22 protein-coding genes and 3 pseudogenes are annotated in these 21,930 nt (G+C 37.4%); 17 read left to right on the top strand and 8 right to left on the bottom strand.

All coding sequences use genetic code 11. The features are described 5' to 3' along the window. Positions 1-35: 35 nt before the first annotated feature. Positions 36-824: a 5'/3'-nucleotidase SurE gene (surE, locus tag OWR28_RS23585; RefSeq protein ID WP_332388755.1), complete on the bottom strand. Its 789-nt coding sequence runs from the start codon at positions 822-824 to the stop codon at positions 36-38. 386 nt (positions 825-1,210) lie between these two features. Further along, the gene (locus tag OWR28_RS23580) at positions 1,211-1,381 is read right to left on the bottom strand and encodes a lmo0937 family membrane protein (RefSeq protein WP_041461998.1); all 171 of its coding nucleotides are present in this window, start codon (positions 1,379-1,381) and stop codon (positions 1,211-1,213) included. A 437-nt stretch (positions 1,382-1,818) separates the two neighbouring features. Between OWR28_RS23580 and OWR28_RS27345 the strand changes: the two genes are divergently transcribed. Both OWR28_RS27345 and OWR28_RS27340 read left to right on the top strand, forming a co-directional pair. After that, positions 1,819-2,781: a hypothetical protein gene (locus OWR28_RS27345; RefSeq protein ID WP_494168521.1), complete on the top strand. Its 963-nt coding sequence runs from the start codon at positions 1,819-1,821 to the stop codon at positions 2,779-2,781. Between the two features lie 2 nt (positions 2,782-2,783). After that, positions 2,784-3,788 carry a carboxy terminal-processing peptidase gene (locus tag OWR28_RS27340; RefSeq protein ID WP_494168520.1) on the top strand — a complete coding sequence of 335 codons (1,005 nt, stop codon included), beginning with the start codon at positions 2,784-2,786 and terminating at the stop codon, positions 3,786-3,788. A gap of 118 nt (positions 3,789-3,906) precedes the next feature. Here OWR28_RS27340 and OWR28_RS23570 read toward each other — a convergent pair whose 3' ends face one another. Beyond that, complete coding sequence (locus OWR28_RS23570) at positions 3,907-4,410, bottom strand: superoxide dismutase family protein (RefSeq protein ID WP_332388754.1); 504 nt, start codon at positions 4,408-4,410, stop codon at positions 3,907-3,909. A gap of 212 nt (positions 4,411-4,622) precedes the next feature. Between OWR28_RS23570 and OWR28_RS23565 the strand changes: the two genes are divergently transcribed. The 12 genes and pseudogenes from OWR28_RS23565 to OWR28_RS23510 all read left to right on the top strand — a co-directional run bounded on the left by OWR28_RS23565 (position 4,623) and on the right by OWR28_RS23510 (position 13,242). Next, positions 4,623-5,273 carry a 4'-phosphopantetheinyl transferase superfamily protein gene (locus OWR28_RS23565; protein ID WP_332388753.1) on the top strand — a complete coding sequence of 217 codons (651 nt, stop codon included), beginning with the start codon at positions 4,623-4,625 and terminating at the stop codon, positions 5,271-5,273. 64 nt (positions 5,274-5,337) lie between these two features. After that, the gene (locus OWR28_RS23560; protein ID WP_332388752.1) at positions 5,338-6,261 is read left to right on the top strand and encodes an AraC family transcriptional regulator; all 924 of its coding nucleotides are present in this window, start codon (positions 5,338-5,340) and stop codon (positions 6,259-6,261) included. Between the two features lie 92 nt (positions 6,262-6,353). Continuing rightward, on the top strand, positions 6,354-7,967 hold the full coding sequence (locus OWR28_RS23555) for a carboxypeptidase-like regulatory domain-containing protein (protein WP_332388751.1): 1,614 nt from the start codon (positions 6,354-6,356) through the stop codon (positions 7,965-7,967). Beyond that, on the top strand, positions 7,964-8,599 hold the full coding sequence (locus OWR28_RS23550) for a hypothetical protein (RefSeq protein WP_332388750.1): 636 nt from the start codon (positions 7,964-7,966) through the stop codon (positions 8,597-8,599). The genes OWR28_RS23555 and OWR28_RS23550 overlap by 4 nt, the downstream gene beginning before the upstream one ends. A 43-nt stretch (positions 8,600-8,642) precedes the next feature. Continuing rightward, complete coding sequence (locus OWR28_RS23545; RefSeq protein WP_332388749.1) at positions 8,643-9,308, top strand: hypothetical protein; 666 nt, start codon at positions 8,643-8,645, stop codon at positions 9,306-9,308. Between the two features lie 139 nt (positions 9,309-9,447). Beyond that, entirely contained in the window at positions 9,448-10,779 is a 1,332-nt protein-coding gene (locus OWR28_RS23540) for a histidine kinase (RefSeq protein WP_332388748.1), read from the top strand. Beyond that, a complete protein-coding gene (locus OWR28_RS23535; protein ID WP_332388746.1) occupies positions 10,766-11,071 on the top strand; it encodes a 2TM domain-containing protein in 306 nt (101 codons plus the stop codon). The genes OWR28_RS23540 and OWR28_RS23535 overlap by 14 nt, the downstream gene beginning before the upstream one ends. A 76-nt stretch (positions 11,072-11,147) precedes the next feature. Continuing rightward, on the top strand, positions 11,148-11,495 hold the full coding sequence (locus OWR28_RS23530; RefSeq protein ID WP_332388745.1) for a hypothetical protein: 348 nt from the start codon (positions 11,148-11,150) through the stop codon (positions 11,493-11,495). Further along, positions 11,449-11,715, top strand: coding sequence for an isoprenylcysteine carboxylmethyltransferase family protein (locus OWR28_RS23525; RefSeq protein ID WP_332388744.1), 267 nt, complete (start codon positions 11,449-11,451; stop codon positions 11,713-11,715). Before OWR28_RS23530 ends, OWR28_RS23525 begins: the two co-directional genes overlap by 47 nt. Positions 11,716-11,838: 123 nt before the next feature. Continuing rightward, positions 11,839-12,135: a 2TM domain-containing protein gene (locus OWR28_RS23520; RefSeq protein ID WP_002982083.1), complete on the top strand. Its 297-nt coding sequence runs from the start codon at positions 11,839-11,841 to the stop codon at positions 12,133-12,135. Positions 12,136-12,163: 28 nt separating this feature from the next. Further along, positions 12,164-12,439, top strand: a complete 276-nt coding sequence (locus OWR28_RS23515; protein ID WP_332388743.1) for a 2TM domain-containing protein — start codon at positions 12,164-12,166, stop codon at positions 12,437-12,439. Positions 12,440-12,499: 60 nt separating this feature from the next. Next, a pseudogene (locus OWR28_RS23510) lies at positions 12,500-13,242 on the top strand (LytR/AlgR family response regulator transcription factor). A gap of 93 nt (positions 13,243-13,335) precedes the next feature. Here OWR28_RS23510 and OWR28_RS23505 read toward each other — a convergent pair. Both OWR28_RS23505 and OWR28_RS23500 read right to left on the bottom strand, forming a co-directional pair. Then, positions 13,336-14,561 (bottom strand): annotated as a pseudogene (locus OWR28_RS23505) (DUF6051 family protein). Between the two features lie 165 nt (positions 14,562-14,726). After that, positions 14,727-15,623, bottom strand: coding sequence for a hypothetical protein (locus OWR28_RS23500; RefSeq protein WP_332388742.1), 897 nt, complete (start codon positions 15,621-15,623; stop codon positions 14,727-14,729). A 113-nt stretch (positions 15,624-15,736) separates the two neighbouring features. On the opposite strand from OWR28_RS23500, the gene OWR28_RS23495 reads away from it, so the two are divergent. Both OWR28_RS23495 and OWR28_RS23490 read left to right on the top strand, forming a co-directional pair. Beyond that, on the top strand, positions 15,737-16,459 hold the full coding sequence (locus OWR28_RS23495) for a UCP032817 domain-containing protein (protein WP_332388741.1): 723 nt from the start codon (positions 15,737-15,739) through the stop codon (positions 16,457-16,459). Positions 16,460-16,471: 12 nt separating this feature from the next. Further along, positions 16,472-16,822, top strand: a complete 351-nt coding sequence (locus OWR28_RS23490) for a hypothetical protein (RefSeq protein ID WP_332388740.1) — start codon at positions 16,472-16,474, stop codon at positions 16,820-16,822. A 61-nt stretch (positions 16,823-16,883) separates the two neighbouring features. Here OWR28_RS23490 and OWR28_RS23485 read toward each other — a convergent pair whose 3' ends face one another. Further along, on the bottom strand, positions 16,884-17,090 hold the full coding sequence (locus OWR28_RS23485; protein ID WP_332388739.1) for a hypothetical protein: 207 nt from the start codon (positions 17,088-17,090) through the stop codon (positions 16,884-16,886). Between the two features lie 158 nt (positions 17,091-17,248). Beyond that, entirely contained in the window at positions 17,249-18,436 is a 1,188-nt protein-coding gene (gene mnmA / locus OWR28_RS23480) for a tRNA 2-thiouridine(34) synthase MnmA (protein ID WP_332388738.1), read from the bottom strand. Positions 18,437-18,626: 190 nt separating this feature from the next. Between mnmA and OWR28_RS23475 the strand changes: the two genes are divergently transcribed. After that, positions 18,627-19,154, top strand: a complete 528-nt coding sequence (locus OWR28_RS23475) for a hypothetical protein (protein ID WP_332388737.1) — start codon at positions 18,627-18,629, stop codon at positions 19,152-19,154. Positions 19,155-19,296: 142 nt separating this feature from the next. Here the strand turns inward: OWR28_RS23475 and OWR28_RS23470 are convergent. Further along, positions 19,297-21,833, bottom strand: a pseudogene (locus OWR28_RS23470) (ATP-dependent Clp protease ATP-binding subunit). Positions 21,834-21,930 lie beyond the last annotated feature (97 nt).

Raw genomic sequence — 21,930 nt, 5'->3', positions numbered from 1 at the left:
GTGAAATCTGATTTCACGCTTTTATTTCTCTTTGATTATTTTACCTCTTTTACATTTTCAAAAGTCATCACCTCTTCCAGCGTTTTCATATATTCGTATGCGGTCAGGTCAAATTTTACCGGAACAATGGAAATATATCCGTTAGCCAATGCTGTTTCATCAGCATCCTCAGAATCATCCATATTGTTGAAATATCCGGTCAGCCAGTAATATTTTTTACCATGAGGATTGATTCTCTCATCAAAGCTTTCTTCCCATTTTGCATGCGCCTGTTTACATACTTTTACACCTTTTATTTCTCCGGCCGGAAGTTTAGGAATATTGACATTCAGTACAATTCCTTTGGGCATTGGGTTTTCCAGCGTTTTTCTTACGATATTCTGAATAAATTCTTTAGCCTGGGTAAAATCTGCTTCCCAGCTGAAATCAAGTAATGAAAATCCGATAGCAGGAATACCTTCCACACCAGCTTCTACTGCAGCAGACATGGTTCCTGAATAGATCACATTGATAGAAGAGTTCGCACCGTGATTAATTCCTGAAACGACAATATCAGGCCTTCTTTTCAGAATTTTATCAAGAGCCATTTTGACACAGTCTACAGGAGTTCCGCTGCATGAAAAATCAGTTTGAGGGCCCTCCAGGGTAACTTCTTCGTAGCTTAAGGTAGAATTAATGGTAATAGCGTGGCCTTTTCCACTTTGAGGAGAATTGGGTGCTACAACAACTACTTCTCCGATTTCATTCATAAAATTTACAAGATTTCTGATACCGGGAGCTGTAATTCCATCATCATTAGTCACCAGAATAAGTGGTCTTTCCATAAATTATCTTTAATTTTTTTATTCAAATAATATTGTGAGTCTGTTCATTTTCAGAATGGAACAGATAGATTTTCAACACATCAAATGTAGGTAAAAATAAGACGCGATAAAACAGCAGATGCAGTATTGATTTCTTTGAAATCAAAATTGAGTTTCATCTGTTTTAACCATAAAATAAGATTGGAAACCGGATTATCAGAAAATACAATGTTCAGAAAAGTAAACCGAAATAAATACTTTGAAAAGGAAGAATTTTTTGTGACCGGTGTCATTATTCATCAGTTTATCTTAAAATTTACAGATGCATTTCCAGCAGGAATCTGTTGAAATTCTGAGGAAAAGCACCTGTAAAGACTGATGTTTTTGTTACGTGATTTGAAAAAGAATTAATCAAGTGGTTTTCTGCCGGAAATAATGTTATAAAGAATAACAACAATGGCAATAACCAGTAAGACATGAATTAAATAGCCGGTACTCATACCCGGAACTATTCCTAACATTCCTAAAAGCCAAACGACGATGCAGATAACTGCGACTAACCATAGTAAACTTTTCATAACTTAATATTTTGAATTTGTATACATCAATACCATCATATTTTATGCCTTAATGGTTGAAAACAGATTTTTGTGGTACCTGTTTTGCGATTTTTAATGAAAAAAATTGGAAAAAAACCTCGTAAAAAGAAATAAAATAATATGGTTTTGGATTGAAACTGCCTGACAGCAGGAAACGGATAACACTGTTTTGATTATTTGCAAATCTCTTTAAATAAAAATGACCAAAACTGTCGATATTTGTAAATAAGGTATTAAATTTGATCATTTGTAACAGTACCAAACTTACTGCTACTAATTATTATACTTATTTTAAAAAAATTAATAAATAAAGACAGTTTATGTGGAAAAATTTCAAACTGAATAAATTTTTACTCCTGATTCCATTAACCAGTCTAATGTTTTGTTTCAACTCGCCAAAGAATGACGATGAAAAGATGCAGACAATAATGGTGAGCGTAAAAAACACACTTTCTTATCTGCATTACAGCCCGAAAACTATCAATGATGCCTATTCGAAGGACGTTTATAAGCATTATTTCGAATTGGTAGACCCGGCAAAAAGATATTTCCTGCAATCTGATATGGACGAATTCAGCAAGCATGAAACAAAGCTTGATGATTATATAGGACAGGGTGATCTGACATTTTATAAACTTACCATTGACAGATTATACCAGAGAGTGGATGAAATCGATAAAATCACACAGGATATCTTCAGTAAACCGATCAATCTTCAGGAAGATGAAACCCTTACCCTTGAGCCAAAACTAAAAAAAGTACCTGCCAACAAACAGGAACAGTATAATGAGTGGAAAAAGTTCATCAAATACAATATCCTTCAGGAAGTTGAATCGATGAACAGTAAGGAAGAAGCTCAGAAAGAAAAGAAAGATTCTGTTCAGAAATTCAAACTGAAAGATACCATCAAACTGAAGGTACTTACTCAGGATGAAAAGATCAAAAAAGCTACAGATGAAGTAAAAGATCTTGTAAAAGATACCTTTACCAGATTCAAAAAGAGAAAGAAAATGGATTGGTTTACCGTGTATATGAATGCATATACAGAAGTATTTGATCCGCATACGAACTACTATTCTCCAAAAGATAAAGAAGATTTTGATACCCAGTTTACCGGAAAAGTAATCGGTATCGGGGCGCTGATCCAGGAGAAAAAAGGAAATCTTTATCTGGGAGCTCTTACCATTGGCGCACCGGCATGGAAGTCTAAACAGCTTTCAGAAGGCGATAAAATCCTGAAAGTAAGATCCAAACCTAAAGAAGATGCGGTAAATGTTGTAGGAATGCTTTCTGATGAGGCAGTAAGGCTGATCAGAGGGGAAAAAGGAACTCCGGTAACATTAACGGTTCAGAAAAAGACGGTACCATTAAAGATGTAACCATGATCCGTGAAGAGGTCGCTATTGAGGATACCTTTGCAAGAAGCATCGTTGTAAATGCTCCAAACGGTAAGAAATATGGTTTCATCAACCTTCCAAGCTTTAATGCGGATTTTGAAAATGCAAAAGGAAGAAATGCTTCTGATGACATTAAGAATGAGATTGTTAAGCTTAAAGCCCAGAATATTGAAGGAATCATTCTTGACCTTAGAAATAATGGTGGAGGTTCTTTAACTGAAGTAGGCGATATTATGGGGCTTTTCATGGAAGCAGGACCTTATGTTCAGGTAAAAGACGGAAACGGAAAAATACAGACGCTTAAAAATAAAAATGAAACGCCTATCTGGACTGGTCCGCTGGTAATCATGCAAAATGAACTTTCTGCATCCGCTTCGGAAATCCTTGCGGGAGTAATGCAGGATTATGGAAGAGCAATGATCATCGGGTCTCCTCAGTCTTTCGGAAAAGGAACCGTTCAGACTTTTGTTGATCTGAACAGATTCCTGAATACAGAAGATGACTTCGGATCCTTAAAACTGACCATCCAGAAATTCTACAGAATTACAGGAGAATCTACCCAGAGAAAAGGAATTGTATCCGATATCCAGATGAAAGACTTCTTTACCTATGCTGAGGTAGGAGAGCGATATGATGATTATGCATTGGCATGGGATAAAATTTCCCCTACAAAATTCCAGAAACTGAACTATTTCAATATTCAGGCCCTGGAAAAAGCAAGTGCTGACAGAATGGCTAAAAACAGCAATTATCAGTTGTTGTTGGAATCTGCCCAGTGGAGAGAAAAGCTGGATAAAGAAGAAAACATTACGCTGAATATAACGAAGTTCAACGAACTGATGAAGAACAGAAAATCTCAGATCGAAAAGTTCAAGGCTTTGACAAAATTTGAGAACGGACTTCAGTTTATCATGTACCCAAGTGAGATTGAAAGAGAGAAAAAGATGAAGCTTTCAAGAAAAAATCTGAAATGTGGATTAAGAATCTGAAAAAAGATCTTTACCTGCAGGAAGCAATGAATATTGTCTCAGATATGGGCGCTAAGTCCTAATCATAAAAAAACCGCTAACCAAAAAGGTTAGCGGTTTTTTATTGAATAAAAGTAAATTATTTAATTTCTACACATCCTACTCTTCCTCCTGCATTTCCTGTAGGCTGAGTATGGAAGTCATCTGCTGCTGCATGTACAATAAGGCCTTTTCCGATAATGTTTTTAGACTCATCTGTACAGCCCAGACACCATTTGTCTGTTTTGAAAGTTAATGTTGCTGTTCCGTTCTGGTCGGCAACCAGGTTTCCTATATCTCCCATATGGAAATGTTCGGCTCCCCATTTACCATGATCATTCTTGGAAGGATTCCAGTGACCGCCCGCAGATGTCCCATCTGCCGCGGAGCAGTCTCCTTTTTCATGAATGTGTACTGCATGGATTCCAGGAGTAAGGTTCGTGATGTCCAGCTTCATTGTTACCTCACTTCCGTTTTGGGTAAACTTCGCTGTTCCTCCTGTCTGTGTTCCGCTTTTGGCATTTACAGAGTACGTTTTTGTAGTTCCGCATGATGCTGCTAAAAATGCACACCCTGCCAGTAATGCTAATGTTTGTACTTTCATTTTTTAAATGATTTATAGTGATTTTACCCTAAATTTAAAAAAGATTTTCCAATGCGCTTTATGATTCCTGTCTTTTTTCAAAAGATACTGCGTATTACAGCTTTATTCCATCTTGTTTTAATCACGGCTCATCCACTTATGATCAGATTGTTATTGGCATTAAAACAACCCGGAAAAAGCTTATTTTTAACGTGGAATTATTATATATAAACATGGTCATTCTGTACACCTTTATCAGCGAAGAAAAACATCTGTTTTTTTTGGACAGATACATGTCCGGTTTTTCTCCGGAAACTCAACAGGCTATCCTGAGATACAGAAGATGGCAGGATGCACAGCTTTCTTTACTGGGAAAAGTTCTTTTACAATACGGATTGAGAGCTTATTATAATATCTCTGATATAGAGACAGGTCTTCTCCCTAACAGAAAACCCTACCTGAAGGATCATCATCTTCATTTCAATATATCGCATTCCAAAGATCTTGTTGTCTGCGCCATTGCGGAATATCCTTTGGGAATAGATGTGGAATTCAATGATCCGAAGATCAGCTATCAGGATTTTATATTTCAGATGACAGACAGAGAACTTCTTGAAATTCAAAATGCTGACGATAAAATAAAAGGATTTTTCACCTATTGGACAAGAAAGGAAGCTGTAATCAAAGCGCATGGAGACGGAATGATGATTCCCCTGGAATCTTTCGAAATAGCAAATAACGAATGTATTATTGAAGGGGAAAAGTTCTTTACCAGAGAGATTTTTATTCATGAAGGCTACCACGGATATATCGCCTCTTCAGACCGGGAAATTAAAAAAGCTGTTCCTCTTTTAAACATTGGGAAGAAGCTGGTTTATAACTGATGAATGCATAAATTTCTGAGAATAGCAATAATAGACAAACAAATCTCAGCCTGAAAAAATATCTTTGTGCACATATACTTTTGAATTGGAAGAATATAAAAAACGGATTGTAAAAACACTTCAATATATTGATAACCATCTTGATGCAGATTTGTCTCTGGAGAAAGTTTCAGAGGTAAGTGCCTATTCCCCGTTTCATTTCCACAGAATATTTAAGCTGGTTACAGGGGAAACTCTTCAGAACTATATTATCAGGAAGAAAACAGAAAAGAGTGCTCTGTGTCTTGCCTTGCATAAAAGTATGGAAATAAGGGATATCTACTGGGATCTTGGATTCTCCAGCCATTCTGCTTTCTGCAAAACATTCAAAAAATATTACGGATTAGCGCCTACGGAATTCAGGAGGTCGGCACCGGAAAAGTTTCACAGGATTGTACAGAAGCAGAGCAAGAACGGACAAGTTGATACGGTTTTCAGCCAATACATTTGCAACATCGAAAACCTGTTAAACTGGACGAAAGTGAATTTAAAAATTGAAGTAAAAGAAATGCCGGAAATGCACCTGGCATCCGTAATGAGCCTTGGAATAGCCAATGTAGAGCCTTCTTTCAATGTATTGGTAGACTGGGCGGTAAAGAAGAATCTTTTTCCCAAAGAGAATGTGAAAATGATTTCCGTTTATCATGACAGCTGCAAAATAACACCTCTTGATAAAGTCAGGATTCACGCCTGCATGCTTCTGGATGAAAAACTGCAGAAACAGCAAGGAGAAGTTTTTGCGGAAACTTTAGATGCCGGAAAATACATTGTAGGAAGTGGTGAAGTTACCCTGAATGACTTTGAGCAATGCTGGGTCTCTTTGTTTTTATGGATGAATGAGCACCATTACACGATGAGGAGAACCTTTCCCTATGAAATTTATCACTCTAATTTTAAAGAACATCCGGAAGGAAAAATGGTTGTGGATTTTTGTATCCCGGTTCATTAATTACCATTCGGTAGCAAAAGAATGCCTTTCGGTAACAATTTTTTTACAGGAAGGTATTTACTGTGCTATTTTTGACGCAGAAAACAATAAAAATGAAAACACAAGGACAAAACATACCGGTTCTTTTTTTCCTGATTGCCTCCATTATGGGATATTCTCAGGTGAAAATATCGGGGAAAGTATTCTTCAAAAACAAAGGAGTGGCCGAAGTAAATGTAACACTTAAAGATACTTACGACGGGACAACCACTGATACACAAGGTAATTTTACATTTGAAACCTCAGAAAAAGGAGCTCATATCATTACTTTTACCCATCCGAAATATGAAAATGTAGAAAGACCGGTTTCTATTGAAAATCAGGATGTTTCTTTGAATATCGACCTTAAAGAACAGATCAGCGAAATTGATGCAGTTGTCGTTTCTGCAGGATCTATTGAAGCCAGCGATAAAAAAAGAGCAACAGCGCTGCTTACTCCCATTGATATTTATACCACAGCAGGAGCCGATGGGCAGATTTCTTCAGCACTGACGTATCTTCCCGGGGTACAAAAAGTAGGCGGAACAGAAGGTCTTTTCATTAGAGGGGGTACAGGAACGGAGTCTAAAATTTTTATGGATGGAAGTCTTATCAACAATTATTTTTCCAATTCAGTTCCGGGAATTGCAGGAAGAGATCAGTTCAATACCTCTCTTTTTAAAGGAAATATATTTTCAAGTGGTGGCTATTCTGCACTGTATGGGCAGGCTCTTTCAGGAGCATTGATGCTGGAAAGTGTGGATCTTCCGGATGAAACTTCTTATAATGTTGGGATTTCACCTATTTTCCTGAATGCCGGCTTTCAGAAGTTATCAGGTAATAAAAATTATTCGTACGGGGCTACAGCAGGATATTCTCTTTTAAGTCTGATGCAGAAAGTTTTTAATTTTAATACAGATTTTGTTGAAGCGCCACAAGGGTTTAACGGAGACCTGAATTTCAGATTTAAAACAAAATCAGGAGGATTTTTTAAATACTACGGAATGTTCAACTCCAATAGAATGGGTGTAAAGTCGGAAAGTCTTGAACCCGGATCCGATTTCAGCCTGGTAAAGCTTAATGGTAAAAATACTTTTCATAATCTCTCTTTTAAGCAGAAATTCGGAAAATATCTGCTGAATGTGGGTGGTTCTTACTCTTATAACAGATCGGATCTTCATTTTTCTACAGAAACCAGTGATATCGAATCTAACAGAAGCCAGCTTCTGACAGACGGAAATTATCTGAATTTTAAAGCTGTTCTTGAAAGAAAAATCAACAGGATAAGTGCAGTAAGGGGAGGTTTTGAACTTAATAATACCGATGAAAACCTGAATTTTGAAGCCGTACAAAAGCATTACAAGGATTTGATCTCATCAGCTTTTGTTGAAACAGATCTCGGCTTCAGTAATGCATTGTCAGCGAAAATAGGAGTAAGAACGGAACATTCATCATTCTTAGGGAAGAACAATATTGCACCACGTTTTGCGGTTGCCTATCGTCTGGCAAAAGACTGGACCACTTCGTTAGCTTACGGACTTTTTATCAGAATCCGGAAAGTAAATACATCAACGGACCTGCAAATCTTGGTTTCCAGAAATCTCAGCATTATATCTTCCAGGTTCAGAGAGCATCAGAAGGCAGAACTTTACGTTTTGAGGCATTTTACAAAAAATATGACCAGTTGATTAAAACGTTCAATATTACCCAGGATAAAGAGCAGAATCAGCAGATCCAGACTGCACTGAACAATAATGGATACGGATATGCCAAAGGACTGGAGTTTTTCTGGAGAGATAATAAAAAAACATTTGAAAATATTGATTACTGGATCAGTTACTCGTATCTGGATTCAAAAAGAGATTTCCTGAATTATCCTGTGAGCCTGCAGCCAGGTTTTGCAGCAGAACATACGCTTTCAGCAGTGGCAAAAAGATTTATTCCGGAATGGAAACTAGGGGTAAACCTGTCTTATACCTATGCGAAAGGACGTCCTTATTATGATATTGCATCTAAGACTTATAATGGAGAAGTGATTAATTATACACGTAATGAAGGGAGATTGAAAGATTACAACGCATTGAATTTCAGTATCAATTATCTTCCGAATATCGGTAAAAAGGATGCGAAATCTTTTCCCGTATTTGTGCTGAGTATCAGTAATATTTTAGGATCAAAAAATGTATATGGCTATAATTTCTCGGCAGATGGCTCCAGAAGCTCCGCAATTGTGCCGCCGGTCAATACTTTTGTATTCATAGGAGCATTTATAAGTTTCGGAGTAGACAAAACAGATGATGCTATCAATAATAATTTATAAAAAACATAACTTAGAACCCACAAACATCACTAACTTTTAAAATTTGAATCATGAAAAAATACCTTTAAGCTTTGCTTTAGCTTTTATGAGTTTAACTGCTTTTGCACAGGCAGATTACGACAAAGTAATGTCTGATAAAATCGCCAGGATAGAAACCTGTAAAACACCGGAAGACTTCCAGGCACTGTCCAACGACTTCCAGAGAATAGGGAGCAAAGAAAGCTCGAAATGGCTTCCGGCTTACTATGCCGCTTTTTCTTTAATTCAGAAAGGAAGAGTCCTGATGAGAGAGGGGAAAATGCAGGAGCTGGATGTTATCGCTGATCAGGCTGAGAAACACCTTTCAATGGCTCAGAATCTTGCCGGAACTGATAATGCGGAAATTCATCTGTTGAGAAAAATGTCTTATTCTCTGAGAATGATGGTAAATCCTGCCCAGCGTTACATGACAGACGGTGCAAGAGCAGCAGAAGAGCTTAATGTTGCAGAGAAATTAGATCCTTCAAATCCGAGAATTGCCCTGATCAAGGCAGAAGATACGTATTTTACTCCTGAACAGTACGGAGGCAGTAAAACGAAGGGATTGGAGATGTTTAAAGATGCTCAGACAAAATTTAAAGCCTACAAACCCAAAACTGTTTTAGATCCTAACTGGGGAAAAGCTGAAGCAGATTATTTCCTGAGCCTGCCTGCAGAAAAAGCAAAATAGTTTTCTATATTTTACGTAAAAATCAACCTTCATTCGTGAAGGTTTTTTTATACCATTCAGAAAAGAAAATCAGCCCTTCGGTAAGAATTAATTTTTGATACCTTTAATAAAAACTAATTTTGAGTCAAGAAAACAGATCATGAAGCGTAAATACCTTATAACATTACTTTGGACTTCGTTAGGAACCACATTGTTTTTTTTCTTGTTTTTTAATGATGAAAAGACAATGCAGACCTTTTTGATCACTTTGCTCCTTTCGACGATGTATTCTTTTGTTCTGGGGTTTGGAAACGGATTCATCAATGAATTTCTCAATAAAAAATTTCCCTGGTCAGAAGCTACCCGTACGAGGGCTGTCTTAAGTATTGTTTCCATTATCATCGGAAACTTTGTTCTGGTCTATTTCTGTAATTATATGAACTATGTTGTCATTCAGAAAACAGCCAGTGCAGAAGAGTTTTTCTCATCAAAATATGGAGTTACCAATTGGTTTATGATCAATATTGCTCTGCTGATCTCCGCTTTTCTGCACGCAAAAAGTTTTATGGAGGAGCTGAAGAAGACTTCCAGAAAAGAAGTGGTGGAGCAGAAGCTTATTGCCAAATCTGCGAATGCACAGTTTGAGAGTTTAAAGAACCAGCTGGATCCTCATTTCCTTTTTAATTCGTTGAATGTCTTAAGCTCCCTGATTGATGAAAATCCCCGACAGGCTCAGAAGTTTACCGCTTCAATGTCAAAGATTTACCGCTATGTACTTGAACAGAAAGATAAGGAGCTGGTGACGGTAGAAGATGAAATAGAATTTGCAAAAACCTATTGTGAACTTTTAAAAACAAGGTTTGAAGACAGTGTGGATTTCAGTTTTGATGTTCCCGGGGGAGACTATCAGAAATATGTGGTTCCGCTTTCCCTGCAGCTGCTGCTTGAAAACTGTATCAAACATAATTTTGCGACATCGTCAAAACCACTTACTATCAGAATTTTTTCAGACGGAAATACCCTCTGCATTGAAAACAATCTGCAGGTACGAGAACAGATCAAAGAAAGCTCCGGGATTGGTCTTGCCAATATTGTACAGCGTTATTCTCTTCTTACAGAAAGAAATGTCTTTATAGAAAAATCTGAAGATCATTTTAAAGTAAAGCTTCCGATGCTTTTAGCTAAGCCTCAGATTACCATTGAAGAACCTGAAGAGGAGGCTGCTGCTTATAAAAGAGCCCAAAAGAGGGTAAGAGAAATGAAAAAGTTTTATTCCAGCCTGATTACGTACTGTATTATTATTCCTTTTTTATTCTTTGTCAATCTTTTAACAAGTAAGGGAGAGTATTGGTTTTGGTATCCGGCATTAGCCTGGGGAATGGTTTTGGCTTTCAGGGCTTTCAAAATTTTCGGAATCGGGGAGTCCTGGCAGGAAAAGAAGATCAGAGAAATTATGAATCAACAAAAAAACAGAAGCAATGGAAAAATTTGATGAAAATGATATCCACTATCAGCAGGCTAAAAAGCAGGTGGAACAACTGACCGGCTTTTATGGGCATTTATTTGTTTATGTGGCAGTAAACATCATTATTGTCTTTTATAATATTTCACATCTGGAACCGGGAGAAAGCTATTTTCAGTTTAAAAACTTCTTCACTGCCATCTTTTGGGGAATCGGACTTCTGGCTCATGCGCTTTCCGTTTTTTTACCAAAAATCGGAGCCGTAAAAAAGTGGGAGGAAGATAAGATCCGTGAAATAATTGATAAGAAAAAAAATCATTAAAAAACAGCAAACTGTGTAAATGCAGGCTTCGTTTTTAGTGATTCATTTAAAAATTAACCATAAAAACCTAACGGAAATGAATACTTTATCCATTCTATTTTATATTTCAATGGCTGCCTGGTTTCTTACGGAGATATTGTATAAAAACAGGCTTAAATCCGGTAAAGAAGACAAAAAAGATAAGGACAGATCTACCCTGAATATTTTATGGCTGGCCATTCCTTTTTCCATTATGAGCTCAGTAATTATATCCTATAATACCCGCTTACCGATAATTAGGACTAACTGGATTCTTTATCTGGGAGAGTTTTTCATTCTGGCCGGGATTATTTTCAGATACATTATGATCAGGTCCCTGGGAAAATATTTTACGGTAGATGTTACCATCAGACAGGACCATAAAATCAAAAGAAGGATTTTATAAATACCTGAGACATCCTTCCTATGCTTTTTCCCTGTTAACATCACTTGGACTTGGCTTGTATCTCAATAACTGGCTTTCATTACTCTTTGCTTTTGTGCCTCCTTTTTTAGCTTTCGCCTATAGGATTAAAATTGAAGAACAGGCTTTGGTAGAGCAGTTTGGAGAAGAATATATCGCTTACAGAAAAAGTACTAAAAAGCTGATTCCTTTTATCTATTAAGTTGAGGTTCTTACCATTCAGGTATCATTTTCTACCGTTCGGTAATATAAAATTGATTGGAGGCTTCTTTCTTAGCTACCTTTGACTCAAGAAAAACAAATTAACCTTTAAAACAAAAACATTATGGAAATTTTACCTGATAAAGAAACAATTGCTTACAGAAAAGCTACTAGAAGAGTAAAAGAACTGAAAGAGTTTTATGGAAATCTTACTTCTTACTGTCTTGTAATTCCCTTTTTAGCTGTACTGAATATTCTTACTGCTCCCGGATATTTATGGTTTTTATGGCCTGCACTGGGTTGGGGGATCGGACTTGCATTTCATGCCGTTAATGTATATGGAATCGGCAAAGAATGGGAGGAAAGAAAAATAAAAGAACTGATGGATAAAGAAGAAAAACCAAAAATAAAAACATTTTAACCCATAATAACTAAAAAATTATACAATCATGGATTACCAAACTGCCTGCACAAGAACCCAAAACATCAAAAAATTCTACAGAAGCATTTTCATATTTGCGATCGTTGCTGTGCTTATTGCTCCCGACGATATTTTTGATGAAAAGATAATCAGAATCCAATTATTCGACAGGTATGCCATACTTGGAATATGGGGGCTTATCCTTCTTGTAAAAGCGATAAAGCTGTTTCTTTTTGATTCCGAATGGGAAAGGGATATGATTGAAAAAGAACTCAGAAAAGAGAAAAAGCCGATAGACTATTAAAATCTGTCCGCTTTTATCTACCTTTATTTCCTGAAATCTGAAAACCAAAAGTAAAGCTCAATGATCAAAACTGTTATTATAGAAGACGAAAAACCGGCTTCAAGGAAATTGGAAAGAATGCTGGGTAATTTCCCTGAAATTGAAATAGTTGCTAAAATAGAATCAGTAGAAGAAGGAGTTGCCTGGTTTTCTGAAAATGAGCATCCCCAGCTGATTTTCTCCGATATTGTTTTAGGTGACGGTCTTTCTTTTGATATCTTTGAAAAGGTACCTACCAAAGGGTTCATCATTTATACGACAGCTTTTGACCAGTACACGCTGAAAGCATTTAAACTGAACAGCATCGATTATCTTTTAAAGCCCATTCTTGATGAAGATCTTGAAGGCGCTGTTGAGAAGTTCAAATCATTCATTCCTGCAAATGATACCAATGCTTCTCAGGATATCAAACAGCTGATCAGAAAAGAAAAATCAACACTTTCCAGAATTTTGGTTAAAATAGGATATAACCTTAAAATTATACAGACTCATGAAATAAGCTGTTTTTTCAGTGAGAATAAAATCGTTTACCTTCAGACGGAAGACCGTAGTTATCCATCAGATTTTACGCTTGATGAGCTGGAAGACGTTCTGGATGAAAAAAGTTTTTCCGTGTCAACAGACAGTTTATTATAAGCTCAGATTATATTAAAAATATCCATACTTCGCCTTACTATAAAGTAGAGCTGGAATTTCAGCCTGATGACGAGATTACGGTAAGCAGAGACCGTGTGAAAGATTTCAAAGACTGGTTAGTCAGTTGATAAACAACCTTTAAAAACAAACACCATGGATCTTATATTATTGATTTTTAAACTTTTCCTTTCTCTTTTTTATCCCTGAAATCAAAAGAATAATCAGCCGTTATAAAACCGGGCGGCAGATGTTATAAAATGATGGAAGGCTTCCGTAACTTCTTTCCTGTGCTTATGGGCAAGAGGAAAAGGAACCATATGGGAATATTCATACGGAAAGTCTTTGATTTCAATATCAACGTTGATATTCCTGTAACCTCCCTGCAGTGTATTTAAAGCTTCGATTGGAGGGGCAACACTATCTTTCTCCAGCACATAAGCTTTGATGTGGGTTTGGATTTCCTGAATCCTTTCTTCCCTCTCTTGCTGAAAATAATTATAGCGGAGCATCTTTTTAAACCAGCTTTCCTGTGGGTGTAATGCTTCGGTCTGATAGTGCTTCAGCCGGGCATCTGATTTGAAATCCGAACTCAGGAGCTCCGTAAAAACAGACTGCATTTTAACGGTTGCCTGGGTATCCATAATGTATTTGGATATCGGAAACATCCGGTCGATGGTCATTCCGCCACAAAAGCAGAAAACTTTCGATTCGGAAAAGTAATGATCCGGATCAGCCATTTTGATGATCATGGAGAAGAAAGATCCTATGGAATACCCGAATAAATCTAATTTTGCATCCTGGGAAATACTTTTTAAGTGGCCGTTTTTGATATCTTTTACCACTTCGGTGATATCAGAATAGGTCTGAAGGCCGGACCAGAACATCCTTTGGGGATGAGCTTCCAGCCGGGAACTTATGGCAGCATTTACATAAGAATAATTCATGTTTTCCGGATACTTTTTCTTTCTGAAATGTACTACTTCCATCATGTGATGGCGGTCACTCCAGATAGGTTCCGCACGGTTCATATGAAAAGCGATAGGGAAAAGAACAATGGCTTTTTTCGTTCTTTGGGCCAGTTCATATGCCCACGGAAGATATTTGTCCCATTTCTTCTCATTCAGGCCATGAAAGAAAAAATACATCCGTCTGCTTTTTCAATATCTGCGCTCTTCAGAAGGTAATATTCAAACTTTTTGTTGCATTCAATTTCGAAATCTTTAATGTCTACTGTTGGATGATTATAAACAAGATACCCCTTTTCGCTGATTTCCAGGGTCTGCTGGTGTTTATTGCAATGCTGATGCTCCGAACCGTACAGAAGGTCAGAAACTTTAGATTCAAAAGGAACTGACTCAATGGTTACATTCAGCTCCTTTATTTCAATGGTGCTTTTTCCTGAATCAAAATGACTCTTCAATACTTCATACAATTCATAATATTCCATAACGGTGCCATTGAGGGGTTCATAATTAGAACTATCAAGTTAAAGAATTATTGCAGTAATCTGCTGGTTTTGAATGATTAAATGTATTCCAGGCATAAGAGAAATATAATAGAAGCAGCATAACGAACCCTTTGGTGAATTTTTAATGAGATCAGCAGGTCTTAATTATCTGTAATCAATCCTGTTGGATTCTGTATCTTCAAGCTGTTTTACAATAGATTCCGGAATCTCATCACTGTCAATCGGAAAGCTGATAGAGTCGGAAATAAAATTTTTCCTGTCTGCTTTTCTGAAGATTTCAAACAAGGCAATCGGCTCCTGATTGAAGCTTATACAAGTGCTTATAAAGTGGATTTCGTGGAGTTTATAGTCCGGATTCTTAAGTTTTTCTTTACTATCTTTTATCCTTGAAATAAAATGCCTCTGACGGATAAAAGTATTGCTGTTCATAATGATGAAAACATAATCCGAATAGGCGGTTACTTTTCCAAAATATTTATGGTGATCGCCGCCGCTTCTCTCAATAAAATATTCTCCGGTAGTTTCCGACTTATAAATTTCCATCGCAGAGCGCCATATACGGTCTTCTTCTGCCATCAAAGGATTATCAGGCAGATTTCGGTTATATGAATACCAGCAGCCTACCAAACGGTCTAAAAGTGCTGTATTCAGATTAACATTGTTCATTTCAATTCTCAGGTCATTAAAATTGAATGATTCCGTATTGGAATTAATAAAATCTATATAATTCGAATAACCCAGAGCTTTAACAATAAGGCTAAGTTTGGCAAGGTTCGGCCTGCTCAGAACAGCATTTTCATTCTGTTTGAATTTTTTCAGCTTATTGATAATCAGATGTTCATACAGGTAATTTGTTCCCAGAAGATCAGGTTCTTTTTTTATCTGCTTTTCAGCATGATTACTGACAATCAGATCATTCAGTTCAGCACTTATATAAGACCATTCGGTTTTGGTAACATCTTGCCAATGGTTTTTCTTTAAAAACTGCCGGCTTAAGAAATTCATAAGCTTTTCAAGATGCAGAATATCCTCCTTTTTCATGGGTTGGTTTTATAAGACTAATTTAAGATTTTTATCAAACCAAAAAAGACTTTTGAAAGACTTTTATATTGTATAATCCATTGATATTTGAATAGAAAACAAATAGTAAGACAATGGAAACAAAAATGGTATTAAAAGACGAATCTCTTTGGAAAAGGATACAGGAGTTTTCTCTGGATGCTCCCGGGGTTGATTTTCCCTTTTCAAAAAAGCTGGCAAAAGAAGAAAACTGGAGCCTTGATTTTGCTAAGAAGGCCATTGAAGAATACAAAAAGTTTGTATATCTGTGCTGTATTCTTCCCAGCGGCGCTTCTCCCAGCAAAGTTGTAGATAAGGTATGGCATATGCACCTGATCTATACCCGGAACTATTGGGAAGAATTTTGTCCGGATATTCTGAAAAAACCTCTTCATCATCACCCATCCAATGGAGGAATAACAGAAAAAGAGAAACATCAGAACTGGTTTGAAGATACCCTGGCCGCCTACCGGAAAGTATTTCAGCAGGAAGCCCCGGAAGAAATCTGGAAAGCGCCGGGGAAGAAATCGAAAGTGCAGACCCGGATAAAAAAGATCGCTTCCTTTACCCCGGCTTTCATTTTGCTGATGCTGTTCTCATGCACTGAAGGGAATGGATTTACAGGCTTACTCGTGACAGGAGTTGTATTTGCAGTTATTTTCATCCTGGGAGTGGTTGTATCTGTCATCGGAGATCATGAAGCTTCAGCCCCCAATGGAAAAAAGAAAGCAGATAGTGATGGAGGAAGCTGCGGCGGATCAAGCTGCGGCAGCGGTTGTGGAGGAGGTTGCGGCGGTTGTGGAGGTTGTGGCGGATAAAAACTAATGAGTATGAAAAAGATCATCATTCTTTCGGTTCCTGTTGTGATCAGCCTTATATGGCTTTGGACAACATATCAGACATTTAATCCTGTTATACTTAAAGGGCCCGGTTTCCTGAAGTTCTATATTTTACTGATTCTTGGTTTCTACGCTTCGGTCTTTATGCTCAGTTCTTTTAAAGAAAAGATTTCAGAAGTGACACTTTATTTTACCGGCTTTATTTTTTTATTGGGAATTATAAAGCTGATCAGAGGAATTGTATTGGAAAAACCTGTTGGTTTTCTGGTTGTGGTTTTAATAGCAGAATGTATTGTTACATTGGTTTTTATGTCAGGTTATTTTAATAAAAAGATTAAATAAATATTTTTATAAAAAATAAACCCGAAACGAATGTTCCGGGCTTTATTAGGTAGGGTTGACATTAAATATCTTTCTTTTCATTGGCCGGTTTGTGACTATATTTCCGGACCATAACGGAAGTCAGAATTACCAGCATTAAGGCCAGCGCGATGTTGGATTTTTCCGGATGTACAATGGCCTGATAAAGATTATACCCAAAAACTGCAGATACAATGGTAATCAGGATATTGTTTGCATAAGCATACTGGTTTTTTGCAGATGTTTTCATAGTAGTATTTTTATTGTTATTTACTGAGTAAGTATGATCACTTAAAAAACGTTACAGTAAAATTTCAAAAAAATATTCTCCTTAAAAAAACAGTCCCGGTATCCTTAAAAGCTCTTCATTCAGGAACTCGCACCATTAAATCCCGAATCCCGAAACCCTTACGAAATCACGCCGCTGCCGATCAATTCCTCATCGATATACCAGGAAGCAAACTGACCTTCAGCAATAGCAGACTGGAGCTCATCAAACTCAATATAAAAGGCATTTTCAAACTGATACAGGGTTGCTTTCTGCAAAGGCTGTCTGTATCTGAATCTTGCCATTACTTCCATTGATTCACCATTCTGAAGTCTCATATCCTCACGTACCCAGTGCAGTTCTGAATTATCAATTTTCAGCGCTTTTTTGTGTAATCCCGGGAAATGACTGCCTTCTCCTACGAAAAGGATGTTGTTTTCCATGTCTCTGGAGATGATAAAACAGCTTTCTTTGTGTCCGCCTATTCCAAGCCCTTTGCTTTGTCCGATCGTGAAAAACTGGGCTCCCTGATGCTTCCCGATCACTTTTCCGTCGGATTTTTTATAATTGATTTTTCTTGATAAATATTCCAGCTCTTCTTCTTTAGAGGAAAATTCAGGCTTTTCTTCTGAAAAAAGAGGAGAATCTTTGAAAATTTCTACAATTTCCCCTTCGTTAGGTTTCAATTGCTGTTGCAAAAACTGTGGAAGGCTTACTTTTCCGATAAAGCATAAACCCTGTGAATCTTTTTTATCCGCCGTTACAAGCCCGATTTCTTTTGCGATCTCTCTTACCTGTGGCTTTGTAAGTTCGCCGATAGGGAATAATGCTTTTGAAAGCTGATCCTGACTTAGCTGGCAAAGGAAATAGGACTGATCTTTATTATTGTCTTTCCCTGCCAGAAGATGGAAAATTTCTTTGCCGTTTTCATCAAAAGTGGAAGTTACCCTTGCATAATGTCCTGTTGCAACCTTATCTGCACCCAAAGACATTGCGGTCTTCATAAATACATCGAATTTTACTTCTCTGTTACACAATACATCGGGGTTGGGAGTTCTGCCTTTTTCGTACTCGGCAAACATATAATCAACGATACGTTCTTTGTAAAGTTCACTCATGTCTATTACCTGGAAAGGAATTCCAAGCTTTTGTGCCACCATAAGGGCATCATTACTGTCCTCAATCCAGGGACATTCATCTTCTAATGTTACGGAAGCATCGTTCCAGTTTCTCATGAATAAAGCCACTACTTCATGGCCCTGCTGCTGCAGCAAATAAGCTGTAACACTAGAATCTACACCTCCGGAGAGGCCTACTACTATTTTCATTGTATTTCAATTTTACGAAACTCTTAACGGGAGTTCTTAGTTTGATGCGGCAAAAATACAACTAATAAAGTCGTAAAAAAACCATAATTTTAAACATTGATAAAAACGATAGTAATCGGGATGGCCATCTTGCCGGCTTATAACGGGTGACGGATGGATAAAATAGCATCAAAACAAAATATATCTAGATATGAAAAAGTTTATTATTTCTATGATGCTGATAGGATCAGGATCAGTATTTTCCCAGGTTTCTGTAGGCACACCGGTACAGGAAAACAGCAAATGGACCTTCGGAGGAGGCATCGGGGTAGGATTTGGAAGTAACAGTGCTTTTAACCTGTCTGCTTCACCCAGAGTAGGCTACAGGTTAACTGATGATCTTGAAGGAGGAGTAGTGGGAACAGTTTCCTGGCAGACTTCGGACTATTATAAATCAACAATGTTCGGGGTAGGTCCTTTTGTCAATTATTATTTTGCCAGAACATTTTATTTGGGAGCCAACTATCAACATTATTTCATTGATTACAAGGATAAATACTACGACTACAAATATAATACGGAGGAAAATGCATTGTATCTGGGAGGAGGATATATGCAGCGGATCGGGAATAATTCCTTTATGCAGCTGGGATTAATGTACAATGTGCTCTGGAAACAGAATTCCAGTGTGTTTTCCAGTGGCCTGGTCCCAACTATCGGTTTTGTGGTTGGGCTTTAATACCTGATGGATTATAGGAACGGGCTTTAGCCCGTTCAATACAATATTCAAAAAAACATTGGCTTTAGCCAGACTTATACAAACAAAAAGCACCGGAAAACTTTCCGGTGCTTTTCTATTGAATTAAATTATTTATTTTTCATTAAGACTGAGAAGATTTCTCAGCGGCTGATTTCTTAGCTTTCTGCGTCTTTCCAATCAATCCGTCTTTAGCCTCATTCAGGTCAAGAACCACGGTTTCTCCTTCAGATAATTGCTTGTTTACCAGCATTTCTGCCAATAAGTCTTCAATATATTTCTGGATCGCACGTTTCAATGGTCTTGCACCGAAATCTTTGTCCCATCCTTTTTCAGAAATAAAGTCTTTCGCTTCATCTGTAAGCTCTACTTTATATCCTAATTTTTCAAGTCTGCCATACAGTTTGTTCAGTTCAATATCAATGATTTTCTTGATGTCATCCTGTACAAGAGAGTTGAAGATAATGATATCATCTATTCTGTTTAAGAACTCAGGAGCAAATGCCTTTTTAAGGGCATTTTCAATGGTGCTTCTTGCTCTTGTATCTGAAGTTGACTTTTTAGCAGATGTCCCGAATCCTACACCGTCTCCGAAATCTTTAAGATCTCTGGTTCCGATATTGGATGTAAGGATGATAATCGTATTTCTGAAATCGATTTTTCTTCCTAAACTATCTGTAACGTGACCTTCATCAAGGATCTGTAACAGGATATTGAACACATCCGGGTGAGCTTTTTCAATCTCATCCAAAAGAACTACAGCATAAGGTTTTCTTCTGACAGCCTCGGTTAGCTGGCCGCCTTCTTCGTATCCTACATATCCCGGAGGCGCACCTACCAATCTTGACACCGCAAATTTTTCCATATATTCACTCATGTCAATTCTGATCAATGCTTCGTCAGAATCAAATAATTCTCTTGCCATTACTTTAGCCAGCTCGGTCTTACCAACCCCGGTTGTACCAAGGAAAATGAAGGTACCGATAGGACGGTTCGGATCTTTAAGCCCGGCTCTGTTTCTCTGGATTGCTTTTACAACCTTTTTCACAGCGTCTTCCTGACCGATTACCTTACCGTTCAGTTTATCATCCATCTGGGCCAATTTATCAAGCTCGTTCTTACCAACTTTCGTTACAGGAACCCCACTCATCATTGAAACCACTTCTGCTACATTTTCTTCCGTTACGGTTTCTTTTTTCTCTTTTACATCTTTGTCCCATTTTTCCTGGGCAGCATTCAGTTCCATCTGAAGACGTTCTTCTTCATCTTTCAGCTTTCTTGCTTCAAGGTAATCCTGCGCTTTTACCGCTTTCTGTTTCAGTTCCTTGATCTCTTCGATTTTCTTTTCAAAATCAATGATTTCAGTAGGAACTTTCATGTTTTTGATATAAACACGGGATCCGGCTTCGTCCATCGCATCAATCGCTTTGTCCGGTAAGAAACGGTCTGTAATATATCTCGATGTCAGATTGACACACGCTGCAATGGCTTCCGGAGTATAAATTACATTATGATGTTCTTCATACTTATCTTTGATCTGGTTCAGAATCTGAATCGTTTCATCAATAGAAGTAGGTTCCACCATTACTTTCTGGAATCTTCTTTCCAGAGCCCCGTCTTTTTCAATATACTGACGGTACTCATCCAGAGTGGTTGCCCCGATGCATTGAATTTCACCTCTTGCCAAAGCCGGCTTAAACATATTGGAAGCATCTAAACTTCCGGTAGAACTTCCAGCTCCTACAATGGTGTGAAGCTCATCAATAAATAAGATGACATCTCTGTTTTTTTCCAGTTCCGTCATAATCGCTTTCATCCTTTCCTCAAACTGACCACGGTATTTAGTCCCGGCAACCAAACTTGCCAGATCCAAAGTGATCACACGTTTTCCGTAAAGAACCCTGGACACTTTTTCTGTTGAATTCTTAATGCCAACCCTTCAGCGATAGCAGATTTACCAACTCCCGGCTCCCCGATAAGGAGAGGGTTGTTTTTCTTTCTGCGGGATAAGATCTGAGAAACCCTCTCAATTTCTTTCTCACGCCCGATCACCGGGTCCAGCTTTCCGTCTCTTGCCAAAGAAGTAAGGTCTCTGCCAAAGTTATCCAATGTAGGTGTTTTACTTTTTGCAGAACCTAGATTTCCTGTAGGCTTTCTCATTTGCTCAAATTCTTCTCTCTCATCATCATCATCGTAAGCACTCATCTGAGGAGACTGTCCTGAATTTTTAAGCATAGTCTGGTATTCTCTTGAAACTCCCTCATAGTCAATATCATAAGCTCCCAGAATATTTGAAGTAGGATCCTCATATTTATAAAGAATACCTAAAAGCAGGTGAACGGTATTAATTTCATTGCTTTTATATTGTCGGCATTCTAACTCTGCACGTTTAATAGCATGATCTGCCATCTTGGTGAAAGAAATATTGGTAACCTCTTCAGAAATAGGATTAAGACTTGCTGTATTTAAAGTTTCAATTTTTCTTCTGATTTGTGTTAAATCCGCATTAAGGTTTTGAAGGATTTCTTTTGCAGAGTTTTCCGTTTTTATAATACCTAAAAGTAGATGTTCTGTATTAAGAAATTCACTTTTCAGCCTTTTAGCTTCGCTTTTGCTTTGTTTGAACACCTGGCTCAAACCTTGTGAAAACTTATAATCCATAATATATCTCATTAGAACAAAGGCAACATTACCTTTTATTCATTATCTAAATTACAAATATTTTACCAAAAATCAATTAATGACTTTATGGCAGAAA

Source organism: Chryseobacterium sp. 1B4 (assembly GCF_036631475.1).
Lineage (GTDB): Bacteria > Bacteroidota > Bacteroidia > Flavobacteriales > Weeksellaceae > Chryseobacterium.
Note: the sequence above shows the minus strand (reverse complement) of the source record. Positions and strands in the feature narration are given on the sequence as shown.

Coding starts and splice junctions, on each gene's coding strand:
- OWR28_RS23565 (WP_332388753.1), top strand. CDS start 4,623: ATGGTCATTCTGTACACCTTTATCAGCGAAGAAAAACATCTGTTTTTT.
- OWR28_RS27340 (WP_494168520.1), top strand. CDS start 2,784: ATGATCCGTGAAGAGGTCGCTATTGAGGATACCTTTGCAAGAAGCATC.
- OWR28_RS27345 (WP_494168521.1), top strand. CDS start 1,819: ATGCAGACAATAATGGTGAGCGTAAAAAACACACTTTCTTATCTGCAT.
- OWR28_RS23555 (WP_332388751.1), top strand. CDS start 6,354: ATGAAAACACAAGGACAAAACATACCGGTTCTTTTTTTCCTGATTGCC.
- OWR28_RS23490 (WP_332388740.1), top strand. CDS start 16,472: ATGAAAAAGATCATCATTCTTTCGGTTCCTGTTGTGATCAGCCTTATA.
- OWR28_RS23530 (WP_332388745.1), top strand. CDS start 11,148: ATGAATACTTTATCCATTCTATTTTATATTTCAATGGCTGCCTGGTTT.
- mnmA (WP_332388738.1), bottom strand. CDS start 18,436: ATGAAAATAGTAGTAGGCCTCTCCGGAGGTGTAGATTCTAGTGTTACA.
- OWR28_RS23535 (WP_332388746.1), top strand. CDS start 10,766: ATGGAAAAATTTGATGAAAATGATATCCACTATCAGCAGGCTAAAAAG.
- OWR28_RS23540 (WP_332388748.1), top strand. CDS start 9,448: ATGAAGCGTAAATACCTTATAACATTACTTTGGACTTCGTTAGGAACC.
- OWR28_RS23485 (WP_332388739.1), bottom strand. CDS start 17,090: ATGAAAACATCTGCAAAAAACCAGTATGCTTATGCAAACAATATCCTG.
- OWR28_RS23520 (WP_002982083.1), top strand. CDS start 11,839: ATGGAAATTTTACCTGATAAAGAAACAATTGCTTACAGAAAAGCTACT.
- OWR28_RS23475 (WP_332388737.1), top strand. CDS start 18,627: ATGAAAAAGTTTATTATTTCTATGATGCTGATAGGATCAGGATCAGTA.
- OWR28_RS23495 (WP_332388741.1), top strand. CDS start 15,737: ATGGAAACAAAAATGGTATTAAAAGACGAATCTCTTTGGAAAAGGATA.
- OWR28_RS23580 (WP_041461998.1), bottom strand. CDS start 1,381: ATGAAAAGTTTACTATGGTTAGTCGCAGTTATCTGCATCGTCGTTTGG.
- OWR28_RS23500 (WP_332388742.1), bottom strand. CDS start 15,623: ATGAAAAAGGAGGATATTCTGCATCTTGAAAAGCTTATGAATTTCTTA.
- surE (WP_332388755.1), bottom strand. CDS start 824: ATGGAAAGACCACTTATTCTGGTGACTAATGATGATGGAATTACAGCT.
- OWR28_RS23515 (WP_332388743.1), top strand. CDS start 12,164: ATGGATTACCAAACTGCCTGCACAAGAACCCAAAACATCAAAAAATTC.
- OWR28_RS23570 (WP_332388754.1), bottom strand. CDS start 4,410: ATGAAAGTACAAACATTAGCATTACTGGCAGGGTGTGCATTTTTAGCA.
- OWR28_RS23525 (WP_332388744.1), top strand. CDS start 11,449: ATGTTACCATCAGACAGGACCATAAAATCAAAAGAAGGATTTTATAAA.